We start from the raw sequence: 15,009 nt of genomic DNA on the forward strand, positions 1-15,009 counted from the left end.
GATCAGCAACCTCAAGCGCAGTGAATGGTCGACGGGCCAATCAGTCAGCCAGTGAGGGTCCGCCGCACAAAATGCTCCAACTGCGCGACGTTGCGGCATTCGTGCATGGCGACAGCCGTGGCATACTCCGAGGCGTGGGAGTCCCCCGTTCCCCATAGGGCGAACCGCTCGGGATTCAGCCAGTAGAGTCGCCTCGCTCGAGCCGCAATTTCCCTGAGCGCACCGGTGCAGGGTGGACGTCCGTTGCTCCGAGCATCACCGAGAATCAGGACAGTAGTTCTAGGGCTAACCGCCGCAAGATGCTGCTCACAAAACTCCTCGAAGACTTGTCCGTAATCGCTGTTCCCGTGCCCCGATCGGATTCGCGGATCATCGACGAGCCCGGTCAGGAACGCATCTGGAGATCGAGTCTGGCGTAGCAACCCTGTCGATTCAGCGACCCGGTTGACGAATGGATACAGCCGGACTTGCCGAACACTTTGCGCAATTCCCGCGAGCAGCATTGAGGTGAAGCCAGAGAATCCAGCAACTGAACCCGACACATCACAGAGGACAACCAGTCGAGGACGCGTCGGCCTCCGCCGCTTTGCCACAGGCTTGACCGGGATGCCACCCGTCGAAAGTGCGGCGCGCATAGTCCGACGTACGTCAATGTGCCCGCGACGACTCTGGTGCGATTTCAGCGACATGGCGCTCGCTATCTGCCGCGCCAGGGGCGATACGAGACGCTGAATCTGTTCGAGTTCGTCAGCGCTCGCGTTGAGAAAGTCTCGTCGATTAATGTTCGCTAGTACCCCGTAATCGGCTACCCGCTGGGCGCCTTTCTGTGCGCCCGTCCGGAGCCGGACCTCCCGCTGGATGCGTTGCGAGAACACATCCCAGCCCCTGGAAGACCGGGCAGCGATGATGCTCCCACCAACTTCGTCGTCCAGCCCTCTTGCCAGTGTCAAGACCTCGTCTCGACCAACTGCTCCCAACGTCTGCAATGCGGACCAGGCCGAGAGGGATCCACGGGACTTGGCGACGCGTCCGTGCGCTTCAACCGCGACTACAGCCAAGCGTTCCACCGTGCGTATGTCGCCCGTTCGGAGCGCGCGAGCGAGGCGAGCGTTCAGATCATCGACGGACGCATCCGCAGGATACCGATCCGAGTCAGAAGGCCCCCCAAACCACAAATCGAAGAGCGCATCAAAAGTGGTCTGGTCGCCGCCGCGCCGGATCAAGGTCGCCTTTAAAGCCTCTCGGACCGTGTCTCGGTCGGAAACGCCAAGCGCCACCATCGCATTCGCGGCGTCGAGGGTTTCCCCTGTCCCAACGGGTATTCCCTTATCCCGGAGGGAGGACACAAGCGTGAGCAGGGTGGCTGTCAGACCACGATCATCTTGCGTTGCAGTAATCACGATGCCAGTTCAGTCAGGGCTGTGGTCGCCTTCTCAATGTCGTCGTGATGTTTCAGCACTACACCCAGTGTCTCGGTGATGACGCCGCCCGTCATCTCAGTCGCACCCATGGCCACCAGGGTTCGGGCCCAATCAAGCGTCTCGGACATGGAAGGCGCTTTTCTGAGGGGCAGCGCTCGAAGATCGTCTACGAGGGCCACGAGCGCACTCGCAAGCTCGCCGTCGAGCTCCGGGACTTTCAGGCGGACGACACGTTCCTCGAACTCACGCGTCGGAAAGTCGAGGTGAAGGAACAGGCACCGCCGCCTTAGCGCCTCGGATAGCTCGCGAGTTGCGTTCGAGGTCAGTATTACGAACGGCTTTCGTTTGGCGCGAATCGTTCCCAGCTCGGGGATAGTTACTTGAAACTCCCCCAGCACTTCGAGCAGGAGGCCCTCGATCTCAACATCGGCCTTATCTGTCTCGTCGATGATCAGAACGGTAGGCTCGGTCGACCTGATCGAAGAGAGGAGCGGCCGCTCCAACAGAAACTCCTCCGAGAAGATGTTGTCCCGAGCCTCTTCCCACCCGCGTTGCTTCTCTGCAGTCAGCCATAGAATCTGGCGCGCGTGGTTCCATTCATACAAGGCCCTGGACTCATCGACGCCCTCATAGCACTGCAGCCTCACGAGCCGCGCACCAGTGGCCTCGGCTACCGCGCGGGCAAGTTCTGTCTTTCCGACGCCTGCCGGTCCCTCGATCAGGAGAGGCTTGTCGAGCGCGTCAGCGAGGAAAACTCTTGTCGCAACAGCTCGGGTTGCGAGGTATCCGACATCAGCGAGCCGATGAATGACGTCGTCGACCGAAGAGAACAGACGGTCTTCTTGAATGCTCACAGTGCTGGGTTCCTTCCACCTGCGACGACGATTAACTGTCCAGACACCTGACCCGAATTCGGACCGACCAGGTAAGCGACCGCCTCGGCGACATCAGCCGGTTGGTTACGCCGGCCCGTAGGAGGAGGACTATCCGGCAACTCCACGTCGGTGCGCCCTCCGAAGCCGGTGTCAGTCCTTCCGGGGGCAACTGCGTTCACCGTTACGCCGAAAGGCGCAAGGGCGTCAGACGCCGAACGGGTCAGGGCCACCAATCCGGCTTTCGCAGCGGAGTAGTGGGCACGAGCCGCATCGCCCGCCCAAGCCACTGAGCTAGTGTTCACGATTCGGCCGAAACCCTGCTCGCGCATCCGTCGGCCAGCCGCGCGCATGGAGTAGAAGGCAGACGAAAGATTCACTCGGAGCGTGCCGTCCCAGGCTTCATCATCGATGTTCCAAAACTCCGTGGTCACGTCGCCAACGATGCCGCCCACGACGTTCACGAGAACATCAAGCCGCCCATACGTTGAGTAGACGCTGTCGATAAGGTCCTCCACCGCGGCGCTCCGAGTGACATCCGCCACAAACCCTTGGGCACTATGAACGACTGGTCGAAGCTCATCGAGGGCGGCACTGACGAGCTGTTCGCGTCGGTCAGCGATGACGAGATGCACATCGCTTGCCGCCAGGCGGCGAGCGACAGCTAACCCCATTCCGCTCCCGGAGCCGGTGATCAGTACTACCCGTAGATCCATAGTGCCCTCCCGTATACAGGATACCTTGTACTGGGGTGCTAAGTTTGCCATTTAATTGGCAGTTTCCCCTTGGTCGCGAGCACGGAGGGCCAGAGAGGTCAGAGTTCGAGTTTCGAGCTGGCCTAGTAAAGGATTACGGCATTAGGAGAGGACAGCATCAGATGGCGAGAAGCCCAATCAAGCGCCGACCGCTGAACGAGCAGGTCGCCGACCGGATACGCGGCGAAATTCTTTCTGGTGTGATCAGGCCTGGTTCGCGCCTGGTTCAAGGTGAGTGGGCTGAGTCCCTCGGAGTGAGTCGCATGCCTGTTCGTGATGCGTTTCTGCAGCTTCAGTCGGAGGGTGTCCTGACCTCGGGCGGTGACGGAACGGCTGTGGTCGCCGCCACGACACAGGAAGAGATCCACGACATGTACCAACTCGCTTCGGTGGCCAGCGCCATCGCGGCTCGAAGGGCGTGCATGCGTATGTCAGAGCAGGACCTGGAAGAGTTGGACGCCGCCCAGACCGGCTTTATCGAGGCCGTGCGCCACGAAGACACCGATACTGCGTTCGGCAGTAACAACACGTTTCACCGGTTAGTGAATATTCACAGCGAATCACCACGACTCATCGCGCTTCTGCGAAATATCTCCGCGGGTATGCCCGCCCTTGGAGTCCGCGAAATTCCCGAGTGGCGAGGGCAAGCCATTCACGCTCATGAGGAACTCTTGGACGCCTTCCGACTGCGCGACGCGTCGAGGGCGGCTGAGGTCATGGAGGCTCATGTGCTCAGTGCCGCTGACGTCGTTATCGATCATCTGAGTAAGAGCGGACTCTGGGACGAGGTCGACGTCTGACCCGTGCCGGCGGCACTTTCCAATGGTTCGGGCCCGCTTGGCGCTCACCCGATGAATCTAGATGATCCGTTGAGCCCGCAACTCGTTCCGTTCCTCGTTGGAATAGCCGAGTTCCGCGAGCACGTCATCCGTACTCGATCCCAGACCCGGGACGCCAAGACGACTATATGGACGCGAACCATCAATCCGGAAGGGAGCTTTGAGCATGCGAATTTTTCCCGCGTACGATTCGACGTCGTCGGCGACGGCGTCTGGATTGCGGGCCGCGAAGAACTCCAACGATTCCTCGATCTCTAGGACAGGTGACACAGGAACGTCTTCCCGTTCAAATGTCTCGACCCAGTAGGCAAGGGTGTGCTTGCGCAGTTCCGCAGTCACAATGGCATTGATTTGATCGCGATGCCGTACACGCAGGGCGTTGTTCTCGAATTCAGGGACTTCCAAGAGATCCTCTCGCTCGATCGCGCGACAGAATCGCCGCCACGACTCCTGATGGAAGGCTCCTACGACCACGAACTGGTCATCCTTGGTCGGATAGGACTCATAGGGAACCAGCTGAGGGTGACCGCTCCCCAAGCGCCGGAACTGGGGGGAACCGTTCAGAACGCTCGCCGTGAAGTTCGGCATCAGGGCGTGTCCCGCCTCGATCAAAGAGGTTTCAATCCGCGCACCTTGACCCGTTGTCATCCGGCGAACTAGGCCCGCCAGAATGCTGATGGTCGCCATGCATGCCGTTGCGACATCGATCACGGGGGCCCCGGCTTTCGAGGGCGCCTCCTCAGCCCTTCCAGTCATCGCCATCAGGCCAGAGTAGGCCTGAGCGACGATATCGTTCCCGCTGCGCCCCTCGAATCCGCGCGCTTCCGCGAATGCGGAGACTGAACAATAGATGATGTTGGGCTGGACCGCTTTCACATCCTCATACGAGAGTCCCCACTTATCCATCATGCCGGGGCGGAAATTCTCGACGACGACGTCTGCCTCGCGACACATCTGAAGTGCAATATCGCGACCCTGAGGCACACGAAGGTCGAGGGTGACGCTTCGTTTCCCGCGGTTCATGCCAAGAAAGTACCCACTCTGGCCAGAGATGTATTCGTCGGTGTAGCGGATCAGATCGCCGCGCAACGGTTTCTCGATCTTGATCACCTCGGCACCCAGATCGGCGAGCAGCATGGCCGCGTAGGGTGCAGCTAGAGCTGATCCGAAGTCCAGCACCTTTAGTCCGTTCAACATTATTGCCTCCAATGGATACCGTATACCAACCATACACAAGGTCGCTCGGTTGCATGCCGCAGGAAGTGCGGCAAATCACTTGGCCGACCCCCTTGCGTCTACGAAGACCACAAGAACTGTCAGCTCTTAGCGCAAGCCACCGCGCGGTCCGGATCTGCATGGCGGCGCGGTGGTCGGCCGCCGCGCGCTCTACCACCGATCCCTATCGAGCTTCAGTCGCTCCAAAAACCCCGTTTCCTCAGATGCGCCACCACTACATCAGCGGCTTCCATAATGTGCGACTGCATGAGCCCCCTAGCTCGCTCGGCGCCGCGAGAGCCCTCCAGAAGCGCCTCGAGGATTAAGGCATGACTCTCTACCGATCTTGCGCGCCAACTCGGCAGGGTCCGGGTCCCCACGTGCGGAAGACTGGCGGAGAGCAGTTTCAGCACCGAGACGAGGCGCGGGGAGTTGCTTTGAAGGTTGACCAGCCGGTGGAAGCCATGGTTTGTGTCGAGAGCCCGGGCGACATCTCCATTCTCGACCGCGCACGCGAACTTCGCGTGGATCGATTCCAGAGCGTCCGCCGACGTCCGCGTCATATTCAGCGCAGCTCGCTGCGCAGCGATGGACGCCGCGAAAGCGTTGAGCTCGTAAGCATCACGAATATCTTGCTCGGAGAGTAGAGCCACCATCGCGGCGCCCTTGTCGGCGGCCGTCAGTATTCCCTCGGATTGCAGCCGAAGGAAGGCGTCGCGCACCGGCATCCGGCTCGTACCAAGCTTGTCTGCCCACTCCGCCTGAACCATGCGGGTCCCAGGCAACAGTTCCCCTGAGAGTACCTGTTCGCGGATGTGAGACGTTACCTGATCATTCAAGGGTAGCCGTGAAACCGGGTTGGTAGGCATAACTCGTCTAATCCACGCGATTCATCTCGCGATCCCTGCGGCCTGGACAACAGCACCCGAGACCCGACGCTGCGGGTGCCCCAAGGGCAACCGTCCGACAGTCCCCGGCCAGGTCATACGCCGACCGCGCGTGGGGGCAGATGCGTGTGCCACTCGGTCACACGCTGGTACGCAACCGCGGCCCTGAGGAGGACGTCGTCGCGCCACCAAGGCGCTGACAGCTGCATGCCGACCGGCATCCCGTCACGATGGAAGCCGCATGGCACCGAGATCGCCGGAATACCCGCGAAAGCCTGCGCATACGTGAGCCGCGTAAGCGCGCCACCCTCTGTGAACTTGTCGTCGGGTTCAGCTCTGGGCGTAGGAATCGCGACGGTCGGCGACAGGATGACGTCCACGGTCTCGAAGACGCCGGCGAGGTTGTGAATCCACTCCTGCCGAAAACTCGCCGCATCGGCGAACTCCGTGCCAGAAACCGCGCGACCCAGCTGCAATCTTCGAGTAATGTCCTTGCTGATGAGATGCGGGTGCGTATCAAGCAAGTGTCCGTAGATGGCGGCGTAGTCAGCTGTGAGCATTTTGGTCATGTGCGGTTGTGTCAGATCCGCGCCTGGCACGTCGCATTCGATGAGCTCCGCCCCCAGACTCTCCAACACCTTTGCGCTCTCGCGGACCAGCCGATCTATGTCCGCATCGATATTTTCGAAGAAGAAGCGGGTTGGAACGCCGATGCGCAGCCCCTCGATACCCTCATGCAGGGAGCTTAGGACGCTCACGCGCCGTCCGGGCTGCGCCACTTTATCCCGAGGGTCGTACCAGTCCAGAACATCCATCATGCGTGCAACATCGACCGCCCGACGTGCCATTGGGCCCGCAACCGAAAACATGCCCACACTATTCTTCGCACCGCGGTAATTGGAGACCCGCCCTGCAGTTGGGCGCAGCCCAACAACCCCGTTCAAGCTCGCCGGAATACGGACGCTACCGCCCGAATCCGTGCCAATCGAGATCTGAGACATCCCCGCGGCGACGCCGGCGCCGGACCCACCGCTAGAGCCCCCAGGAATTCGCTCCAGGTTCCACGGGTTCCTACACCCACCATGATGCGGATTCTGGGTCGTTGCACTCAAGCACAGCTCTGGAAGGTTCTCCTTGGCGATGAGCACGCCGCCCGCCTGCCGGATTAGCCGAACCACCGTGGAGTCTTCAGACGCGATGTACGACAGCTCATGCGCGAGGCCGTTCGTCGTGCGTACGCCTGTGACGTTGAGATTGTCCTTCAACGACACCGCGACGCCATGGAGCAAACCTAGCCATTCCCCACGCTCTGCTGTTTCATCGGCCCAAGCTGCTGCTCGTTGAGCCTGATCCCGCATGACCGTGATCGTCGCACGCAGTTCCCCATCGGTTCTGTCGATGTTGGCCATGCACCGCGCTGTAACCTCTGCAGATGTCAACAAACCTGATCTCTCCTAAATATCAAAAGTGCCGGTGGTGGGACCCTGAAGTCCCACCACAGCTCAACAGCCTGGGTGTCCCTGAACTCACTTCATGACAGCAGAGGTGAGATTGATGGAGAACGCGATGTTGTCAGCACGGAAGCTCTCGACTTTGTTGGTGTTGATAATGCCCAGCGCTGGCTGCTCAAAGAGCGGGACGGTCGCTACATCTTTCGTGACGATCCGCAAGACTTCCTCGTATGCCGCATCCCGATCCTCGATTGTGGCGGCCGCGTCACCCTCCGCGAGAAGCGCCGCCACTTCCGGGTTGTCGTAGTGATAGTAAATGCCAGGGTTGCCGAAGTAATAGAGGTCCCCGAAGCGGGTCTGAATGCCAATTGTCATGTCGTAGTCTTGCGCCCCGGAAAAGACATCAGCGATCCAAGATGCCCATTCAATGTTCTGAATTTCAACATTCATCCCCACTGCATTGAGTGAGTTCGCAAGGAACTCCGAGGATTTGCGGGCGAAGGATTGCGGCGGCGCCAAGATGGTTAGTGGCGTCGAAGCGTCGTAGCCCGCGTCGGCAAGCAGTTGCTTGGCTCGGTCAGGGTCGTACTGGTAGTCAGTAGTGAAGTCGACGTACCACGGATCAACGGTGACCGAGTAACCCGCAATGGGGTCACCGTATCCGCCGTAGACCGATTTGATTAGCGCATCCCTATCGATGGCAAAACTGATCGCTTCCCTGATGCGGACATCTGTAAACGGTTCCCTCGCGTTGTTCACCGCCAAGATGATCTTCCCGGCTGTCTTGCCCTGGATTACTTCGAGATTGGGAGCGCCTTCGACGGTAGGCAGCAGCTCGGGCGAGGTGAGGTCGTCTAGCACGTCGACAGCACCCGTTCTCAGCGCGTTGATTTGCGCATTCGGATCCGCAATATATTTGAACGTGACCTTTTCGACTTGGGGTTTCTCACCCCAATATTCATCGAACCGTTCCAAGACAAGGCTGTCGCCGCGGCGCCATTCAACGAACTTCAGAGGACCCGTTCCGACGGGATTTGCCTCCTGGGTGGCGTACGACTGTTCCGAGACAATGACACCTGCTGGGCCGGCCATCGATGTGAGCCATCCCCAGCTAGGGCGGGAAAGCGTCACACTGACAGTCTTATCGTCGATGACTTCAACGCCTTCTACCAGCGCCATCTCGGCTTTGAAGACGCTTGGTACTGCCTGATCCGCGTTGTGGAGTCCGATTGAAAACTTGACGTCGTCAGCGGTCAGAGGAGTTCCATCATGGAACGTCGCATCGACCAAGGAGAACTTATAGGTCGTCCCGTCCGGCGAAATCTCGTACGACTCCGCAAGCAAAGGCTCGATTGTGCCATCATCGGACAAGCGCACGAGGCCTTCGACCATGTTGTACAACTGATACTCGGTGGTTGCAGATGAACGATTCCCGAAGATGTTGAGGGCGGGTGGTTCGACTTCTACCGCAATCCGCAGATGGCGGTCCTGTGCCGGCGTGCCCTCAGACGCAGTACTGCACCCAACTAGCGTGGTTACGACCAGTGCCCCCACCAGCAAGCTGGTGCCGATCTTAAAGAATTTCATGCGTGCTCCTTTGCACCTTTGAACGAACAACTTGACAACTCTTCAGAATTAACGCCTTGTGGCGCCGATACTCACTAGGACGTCCCTGCCCGCGCTGATTGACGTGCCCCCTCGCCTTCGGCTCGTTTCGGCATGCGAGGGACCGCTGCCAGCAATGACTTGGTGTACGAATGTTGAGCGTTACCAAACACCTGATCCGTCGCACCCTGTTCGACAACGATGCCTCGCTGCATAACGGCAACGCGTTCGCAGGCGTGCCGCACAATGTCCAGATCGTGAGCAACGAGGAGCAGGGTGAGCCCTTGAGACTCCTTGAGATCGGTGAGAAGATTCAAAATTTGGGCTCGGATGGATACATCCAATGCACTGACTGGTTCGTCTGCGATAAGCAGTCGCGGCCTCGGGGCGAGAGCCCGGGCAATGGCGATGCGTTGGCGTTGGCCCCCCGAGAATTCATGCGGCTTGCGCCCCGCCGAGCCTGCAGGCATCCCGACGGCGTCCAACAATTCTTCAACGCGCGCTTTGATATTCACCCTCATGCGGAACGCTCGAAGTGGCTCGGCCACGATGTCGAAGACATCCATGCGCCCGTCCATGGCATCGGTGGGATCCTGCATGACGACCTGAACGCCTCGACGCAGCTGTCGTAGGTCGCTCTTGCCGGATCCGAGAACACGCTTGCCATCAAAATGAACGCTGCCGCTCGTGGGCGTCTCGAGCCCCAACAGGATCTTCACGAGGGTTGTCTTTCCTGAGCCAGACTCCCCGACCACGCCGAATGTCTCATTCTCATCAACTTTGAGCGTCACATGATCAAGGGCAGTGAGCGTTGGCCTAGGCGAGAAGAGCGACGTCTTGCGAAGTTCGAATACCTTCGATAAGTCTTCGACACGTAGCAGCTCAGCCATTAAAGTCCCACCTCTGAAAGGTCGTGCCAGCAGGCTACGTGGCGAGCGGACCCGTCAGAGCGCCCCGACGAAAGCACACGCGTGGCGGGCATCTCACTGCATAGCTCGTCCGCAGACGTGCATCGGTCGCGGAACGGACATCCGCTTGGAAAGCCGTTCAGTGGCGGAACGTGCCCTGGAATGGTCGGCAATCTCACGAGCCGACCGTTGCCCCAATCATCAGATGGCGTCGCGGCCACCAGCCCCGCGGTGTACGGATGAAAGGGGTGAACTAATGTGGAATCGATCCGACCGGCCTCAACGATGCGCCCCCCATACATAACCAAGACCTCGTCACACAACCGAGACGCGACGGGCAAGTCATGCGTAATGAGAAGGAGCGAGGTACCCGTCTCGCGCGTGATCGATTTGAGCAACGATATGATTTCAGCCTGGACTCGCACGTCCAAAGCAGTTGTGGGCTCGTCTGCTATCAAGACCTCCGGCTCGCAGGCAAGCGCCATCGCGATGACGACCCGCTGGCGTTGGCCGCCCGAGAGCTGGTGTGGGTAAGCGCGGAGTCGGGTCTCCGGGTCCGGAATACGTACCATGTCGAGGAGCTCGATCGCGCGACGCCTTGCCGCAGCCCCGGACGGTCCACCATGAAGGCGCAAGCATTCGACAAGCTGCCGACCGATCGTGTGCACCGGGTTCAGAGCACTTAGAGTGTCTTGAAAGATCATCGCGACCCGCGGACCGCGCATCTTCACGAGTTCTGGTTCAGCCAGTGCCAGCAAGTCGGTGTCACCGAGGATGGCTCGCCCGCCAGCCACGTGCATGTTCTCCGGAAGCAACCCCATTATCGCAAGGCCGGTAAGGCTCTTTCCTGAGCCGGACTCCCCAATCAGCGCGGTTGACCCGCCCGGTTTAAGCGCGAACGTTACGTTCCGGACAACCGGGATGTTATCGAAGTGAATCGACATATTCTCGACGGACAGAGTCATCGCTTGTTCCTCCTCATCCGTGGATCGAAGCGGTCTCTCAACCCGTCCCCCAAAAGGTTAAAACCCATGACACCGCCCATGATCGCCAGTCCCGGCCAAATCGCCAGTCCCGGCGCTATGCTGGCAAACGTTTGCCCTTCGCGTAGCATCGCTCCCCACGACGGCGTAGGGGGTTGCGCACCCAGCCCCAGGTAGGACAGACCAGCCTCCGCCAGCAACGCGTATGCAAACAGGACGGTTGCTTGGACCGTGATCACCGCACTGATGTTGGGTAGGGCATGCCTGACGTAAATGAAGATCGACTTTCGACCGTAGGTTCGCGCGGCCGCCACGAAACCCCTCTCAAGTACTTGCATCGCGGCGCCACGAGTCGTGCGAGCGACGATCGGAGTGTACGCAATACCAATCGCAACCATGGCCGCGAGGAGACCCGGCCCAGTAATGGTGATGAGGAGGATCGCCAGAACGACGGCTGGCAGCGCGAATATCACGTCGCTTATGCGCATCAAGACCTCATCGACCCACCCACCCCTAGCCGCTGCGAGCCCGCCTAATGGGATCCCAATCAGCATCGCAACCGTGACAGTCAGAACCCCGACCAGAAGCGCGCTTCGAGCGCCGAACATTAGCCGACTAAGGACGTCCCGCCCGAAATTGTCCGTTCCAAGGATGTGGTTCACGCTCGGACCTTCCAACGCCTGTCCCGCCCACATGGCAGTAGGGTCGTACGGGGTCCAGAGGTACGAGAGCAGTGCGCCGGAAACAATCAGCCCCACTAGCGCGGCTCCGATGATGAGGTTCCACGGCTTGCGGCGGGCACCAGGAATCTGGACTGAAGCGTCAGGAAGAACGCGCAAGCGCAGGATGCTCATGCGCGCGCTCCATGCCGGAGCCGAGGATCGAGTAGCCGGTAGCTGATGTCAACGAGGAAATTCACGATCAGGATGGTTGCTGCGATCAGCATGACGATCGACTGGACGACGATGACGTCCCGAGCAAGGACGGAACTTAGGATAAGCGAACCCAGCCCCGGTAGGAAGAAGACTGCCTCGACGACGATCGTTCCCCCGATCAAGGCGGCGAGCTCCAGTCCCAGCACGGTCACCAAAGGGATAGACGCATTCTGAAGTCCGTGACGCCACAGAGCGCCAAGACGGGTCAGTCCTTTCGCTCGTGCTGTTCTTATGTAATCCGATCGCATCGTCTCGAGGATCGATGATCGAACGTACCGGGTGAGCACCGCCCCCTGGGCCAGGGCGAGAGCAAGCACTGGCAGGATGAGCGACCTGAGCCAGTCGATCGGGCTCTCGCCAAAGGGTACGTAGCCCCCTGATGGGAGCCACCCGAGACGAACGGCGAAGAACGTGACGAACATCAGGCCGGCCCAGAACGCCGGAACAGCGATACCTAGCTGAGTTAGCGCGCTGATCAGGTGGTCTGCGAGTCGCCCGTGATATGCGCCAGCCAGGATTCCCAGGGGGACTCCGATGATGATCGTGCCGAGAAGCGCGAGAACAGCCAGTGGCGCGGTCACGGCCAAAGCCCGCTCGGCGGACGCCGCCACACTAAAGCCGGAAATGTACGAGACCCCCATGTCCCCCCGGATAAGACCACCGATCCACTCCACGTACCTCATAAGAGCCGGTTGGTCGAGACCGAGTTGTGCCTCGAGAGCCGCGACAGACTCGTCGGTTGCCTCCGAACCAAGGATGGCGTGCGCCGCACTACCGGGAAGAACGTTGAGAACCGCAAAGATGACGGCGGACGCGAGAAGGAGGGTGCCGACGAGAATCCCTACCCGCCTCACGACATATATGATCATCGCTTCTCCGTCACGAACATCATTGTTTGATCTGCAGCCTTGCCATTTCGCGGCTTTGCATACGGGATACCGTATAGCGATGATCAGAACCCGTCAACCGTATTGCGCAACGAGCTCGTCGCCTCTTGGAGTTCTTTCCCACATGATCCGATTTGCTCGCGACTAAACCAGCCGGCGGGAACGCCCGCAGAAACACGGACAAGGGTATTTCTAGTATGACTTCTTCGCCTCTGCCCCTCAGCGGCATTCGCGTGGTCTCAATGGAGCAATATATCGCGGGGCCATACTGCACTAGCATTCTCGCTAGTCTCGGCGCCGAAGTACTTAAGATCGAGAACCCCCGCAAGGGCGGAGATCCTCGCCGCGCATACACCCCTCAACGCGGAGGCCTCAGCAGCGGCTTCGCGAGTTATAACCGCGGCAAGCGTTCGGTGGCTGTCGACCTCGACGCGCCCGCTGATGTCGCGCGGCTGAAGGCGCTCATCAGCGAGGCTGACGTCCTCGTCTCCAATCTGCGCCCTGGCGTGCTACACAAGCGAGGAATCGGTGCGGATCGACTGCGAGCGGAACATCCGGCTCTGATTATCTCGGAAATTTCTGGTTTTGGCACGACGGGCGGCCCATATGGCGACTGGCCCGCTTTCGACTCCGTCATCCAGGCTATGAGCGGGTTAAGTAGCCTTCTGACACCACGTGATGGGGACCGGCCGGCCCTCGCACCAATGTCGACGACGGACATCCAGGCTGGCACATGGGCGGCGTTGGGGATTCTCGCGGCGCTCGTTCGTCGCGCGGTGACACCTGACGGGGTCCATATCGACGCGGCAATGTATGACATCACCGTGGCATCACTCGAGCGTCCACTCGCGCTCCTCGAGTTCGGCATGGAGAGCAATTCGGCCGGATCAGACTCCCAGAGTCCCGTCGGCACCTTTCGCGCGATCGGCGGATGGGTGGCAATCGTGGTGCCCACGGACGAGATGTGGCGCCGCTGCTGCACTGCCATCGACCGCGAAGATCTACATAACGATCCGCGGCTTGGAACGATCGAAGATCGGGCGGCCTTGATGGACTCGATCATCATTCCCGCATTGGAGAACTGGGCCATCGAGAACCGGCTCGACGAGCGTGAGTGTGCCGCGCAACTGAGAGCGTATGGCCAACCGGCGGGACCGGTTCAGACGATCGAGGAGGTCCGCACGTGCCCGCAGCTGGCCTCTCGAGCCTTCTTTGAGCCGCTTGTCGGCGGACCGAGTGGGGAAAACGGCGCTCCCATCGCACTTGCGCGCTTCCCCTTGCTCTTCGATGGCGAGCCGCTTCGCTCTGGACAAGTACCTCAGTTGGGCGAATACAACCCCTCCGAAGCCGATCAATCGATGGAGGCATGAGCCGGGAGACGCGAGAGCCGCATTGCCAATGGTCCGAATACCATGGGCAGCATGACACCGACCTGGAGGGCGACTCAAAAAGCGAATCGTCGAGCCTCACTCATGCGTTCAGCGGCGAAGTTGTTCGCCGAGCGTGGCTTCGCCGCGGTGTCCACCGTCGACTTGGGCGACGCGGTCGGCATGAGCGGCCCCGCCCTTTATAACTACTTCCCGAGCAAGGAATCGCTGCTCGCGGAGTTGCTGATCGACGCCAGCGAACGGCTCCTGAATGGATGTCAATCGATCCTCGCGGACACCGATAACCCCGATGAGGCACTGACGCTGCTCATCAAGTTTCACCTGGAGTTCGCTACCGCTGACCCCGACATCATCCGGATCCAGGATCGCGAACTCCCTCAACTCGCGGTGGACGTGAGTCACCGCGTACGCCGGCTACAGCGCCAGTACGTCCAGACGTGGGACGAGGTGCTCAGGCAGCTGCGGCCAGCCCTCGATGACGATGAGCGTCAGACGCGACTTCTCGCGACCTTCGGTCTTCTAAACTCCACGCCGCACAGCGCGCAGGGGACCGAAGGACGCGCGGGTCCGATTCTCGCGGGCATGGCCCGCCGGGCGTTGCTCGACTGACGCCGATGAGCGTCAGCATCTCGGAGCCCCAGATTTCGATGAGGCGGATCGAGTACCCGCTGCACTGACCGACGTGGCGTGGCGCTCATAGGCGTCTCGTATTTCTTCCCCAGCTGATTCGACGCTTCGTGCACGAGGCCCTGGCCAGCCACAGCGAGCACTACCGGCACCAGACCGCGCAGTGCCTCGCATCCTCGTGACCCGCTTCAGCGAACCCGCCCGGAGCGAGCCGCGCGGGACCTCCCCCAACGGGC

14 protein-coding genes are annotated in these 15,009 nt (G+C 60.4%); 3 read left to right on the forward strand and 11 right to left on the reverse strand.

All coding sequences use genetic code 11. From position 1 onward, the window contains the following. Window positions 1-44: 44 nt before the first annotated feature. The 3 genes from GO591_RS13980 to GO591_RS13990 are packed head-to-tail and all read right to left on the reverse strand — an operon-like array spanning window position 45 to window position 3,060. Complete coding sequence (locus GO591_RS13980) at window positions 45-1,400, reverse strand: vWA domain-containing protein (RefSeq protein WP_157157379.1); 1,356 nt, start codon at window positions 1,398-1,400, stop codon at window positions 45-47. Continuing rightward, the gene (locus GO591_RS13985; RefSeq protein ID WP_232466189.1) at window positions 1,397-2,275 is read right to left on the reverse strand and encodes an AAA family ATPase; all 879 of its coding nucleotides are present in this window, start codon (window positions 2,273-2,275) and stop codon (window positions 1,397-1,399) included. Before GO591_RS13985 ends, GO591_RS13980 begins: the two co-directional genes overlap by 4 nt. Continuing rightward, the gene (locus GO591_RS13990) at window positions 2,272-3,060 is read right to left on the reverse strand and encodes an SDR family oxidoreductase (RefSeq protein WP_370455292.1); all 789 of its coding nucleotides are present in this window, start codon (window positions 3,058-3,060) and stop codon (window positions 2,272-2,274) included. The genes GO591_RS13985 and GO591_RS13990 overlap by 4 nt, the downstream gene beginning before the upstream one ends. Before the next feature lie 110 nt (window positions 3,061-3,170). Here GO591_RS13990 and GO591_RS13995 point away from each other — a divergent pair, with 110 nt between their 5' ends. Then, window positions 3,171-3,848, forward strand: coding sequence for a GntR family transcriptional regulator (locus GO591_RS13995; RefSeq protein ID WP_157157381.1), 678 nt, complete (start codon window positions 3,171-3,173; stop codon window positions 3,846-3,848). 57 nt (window positions 3,849-3,905) lie between these two features. Here the strand turns inward: GO591_RS13995 and GO591_RS14000 are convergent, their stop codons facing one another. The 8 genes from GO591_RS14000 to GO591_RS14035 all read right to left on the reverse strand — a co-directional run bounded on the left by GO591_RS14000 (window position 3,906) and on the right by GO591_RS14035 (window position 12,740). Then, window positions 3,906-5,084: a CaiB/BaiF CoA transferase family protein gene (locus tag GO591_RS14000; RefSeq protein WP_157157382.1), complete on the reverse strand. Its 1,179-nt coding sequence runs from the start codon at window positions 5,082-5,084 to the stop codon at window positions 3,906-3,908. A gap of 212 nt (window positions 5,085-5,296) precedes the next feature. After that, a complete protein-coding gene (locus GO591_RS14005; RefSeq protein WP_157157383.1) occupies window positions 5,297-5,971 on the reverse strand; it encodes a GntR family transcriptional regulator in 675 nt (224 codons plus the stop codon). 113 nt (window positions 5,972-6,084) lie between these two features. Beyond that, window positions 6,085-7,431 carry an amidase gene (locus GO591_RS14010; protein WP_370455293.1) on the reverse strand — a complete coding sequence of 449 codons (1,347 nt, stop codon included), beginning with the start codon at window positions 7,429-7,431 and terminating at the stop codon, window positions 6,085-6,087. Window positions 7,432-7,515: 84 nt separating this feature from the next. Then, window positions 7,516-9,027, reverse strand: coding sequence for an ABC transporter substrate-binding protein (locus tag GO591_RS14015; protein ID WP_157157385.1), 1,512 nt, complete (start codon window positions 9,025-9,027; stop codon window positions 7,516-7,518). 74 nt (window positions 9,028-9,101) lie between these two features. Next, window positions 9,102-9,935 carry an ATP-binding cassette domain-containing protein gene (locus GO591_RS14020; RefSeq protein ID WP_157157386.1) on the reverse strand — a complete coding sequence of 278 codons (834 nt, stop codon included), beginning with the start codon at window positions 9,933-9,935 and terminating at the stop codon, window positions 9,102-9,104. After that, window positions 9,935-10,918: an ABC transporter ATP-binding protein gene (locus GO591_RS14025; protein ID WP_157157387.1), complete on the reverse strand. Its 984-nt coding sequence runs from the start codon at window positions 10,916-10,918 to the stop codon at window positions 9,935-9,937. Before GO591_RS14025 ends, GO591_RS14020 begins: the two co-directional genes overlap by 1 nt. Beyond that, window positions 10,915-11,790: an ABC transporter permease gene (locus tag GO591_RS14030; RefSeq protein WP_157157388.1), complete on the reverse strand. Its 876-nt coding sequence runs from the start codon at window positions 11,788-11,790 to the stop codon at window positions 10,915-10,917. Before GO591_RS14030 ends, GO591_RS14025 begins: the two co-directional genes overlap by 4 nt. Further along, window positions 11,787-12,740: an ABC transporter permease gene (locus GO591_RS14035; protein ID WP_157157389.1), complete on the reverse strand. Its 954-nt coding sequence runs from the start codon at window positions 12,738-12,740 to the stop codon at window positions 11,787-11,789. Before GO591_RS14035 ends, GO591_RS14030 begins: the two co-directional genes overlap by 4 nt. A 215-nt stretch (window positions 12,741-12,955) precedes the next feature. Between GO591_RS14035 and GO591_RS14040 the strand changes: the two genes are divergently transcribed. Both GO591_RS14040 and GO591_RS14045 read left to right on the forward strand, forming a co-directional pair. Continuing rightward, entirely contained in the window at window positions 12,956-14,128 is a 1,173-nt protein-coding gene (locus GO591_RS14040; RefSeq protein ID WP_157157390.1) for a CaiB/BaiF CoA transferase family protein, read from the forward strand. A 102-nt stretch (window positions 14,129-14,230) separates the two neighbouring features. Then, window positions 14,231-14,755 carry a TetR/AcrR family transcriptional regulator gene (locus tag GO591_RS14045; RefSeq protein WP_232466190.1) on the forward strand — a complete coding sequence of 175 codons (525 nt, stop codon included), beginning with the start codon at window positions 14,231-14,233 and terminating at the stop codon, window positions 14,753-14,755. Window positions 14,756-15,009 lie beyond the last annotated feature (254 nt).

This window comes from Diaminobutyricimonas sp. LJ205, assembly GCF_009755725.1.
In the GTDB taxonomy this organism is placed as follows: Bacteria; Actinomycetota; Actinomycetes; order Actinomycetales; family Microbacteriaceae; genus Ruicaihuangia.

Excerpts from the sequence above, each read along its gene's own strand:
- GO591_RS14035 (WP_157157389.1), bottom strand. The coding sequence starts at position 12,740 with ATGATCATATATGTCGTGAGGCGGGTAGGGATTCTCGTCGGCACCCTC.
- GO591_RS14005 (WP_157157383.1), bottom strand. The coding sequence starts at position 5,971 with ATGCCTACCAACCCGGTTTCACGGCTACCCTTGAATGATCAGGTAACG.
- GO591_RS14030 (WP_157157388.1), bottom strand. The coding sequence starts at position 11,790 with ATGAGCATCCTGCGCTTGCGCGTTCTTCCTGACGCTTCAGTCCAGATT.
- GO591_RS14000 (WP_157157382.1), bottom strand. The coding sequence starts at position 5,084 with ATGTTGAACGGACTAAAGGTGCTGGACTTCGGATCAGCTCTAGCTGCA.
- GO591_RS14045 (WP_232466190.1), top strand. The coding sequence starts at position 14,231 with ATGCGTTCAGCGGCGAAGTTGTTCGCCGAGCGTGGCTTCGCCGCGGTG.
- GO591_RS14015 (WP_157157385.1), bottom strand. The coding sequence starts at position 9,027 with ATGAAATTCTTTAAGATCGGCACCAGCTTGCTGGTGGGGGCACTGGTC.
- GO591_RS14025 (WP_157157387.1), bottom strand. The coding sequence starts at position 10,918 with ATGACTCTGTCCGTCGAGAATATGTCGATTCACTTCGATAACATCCCG.
- GO591_RS13995 (WP_157157381.1), top strand. The coding sequence starts at position 3,171 with ATGGCGAGAAGCCCAATCAAGCGCCGACCGCTGAACGAGCAGGTCGCC.
- GO591_RS13990 (WP_370455292.1), bottom strand. The coding sequence starts at position 3,060 with ATGGCAAACTTAGCACCCCAGTACAAGGTATCCTGTATACGGGAGGGC.
- GO591_RS14020 (WP_157157386.1), bottom strand. The coding sequence starts at position 9,935 with ATGGCTGAGCTGCTACGTGTCGAAGACTTATCGAAGGTATTCGAACTT.
- GO591_RS14040 (WP_157157390.1), top strand. The coding sequence starts at position 12,956 with ATGACTTCTTCGCCTCTGCCCCTCAGCGGCATTCGCGTGGTCTCAATG.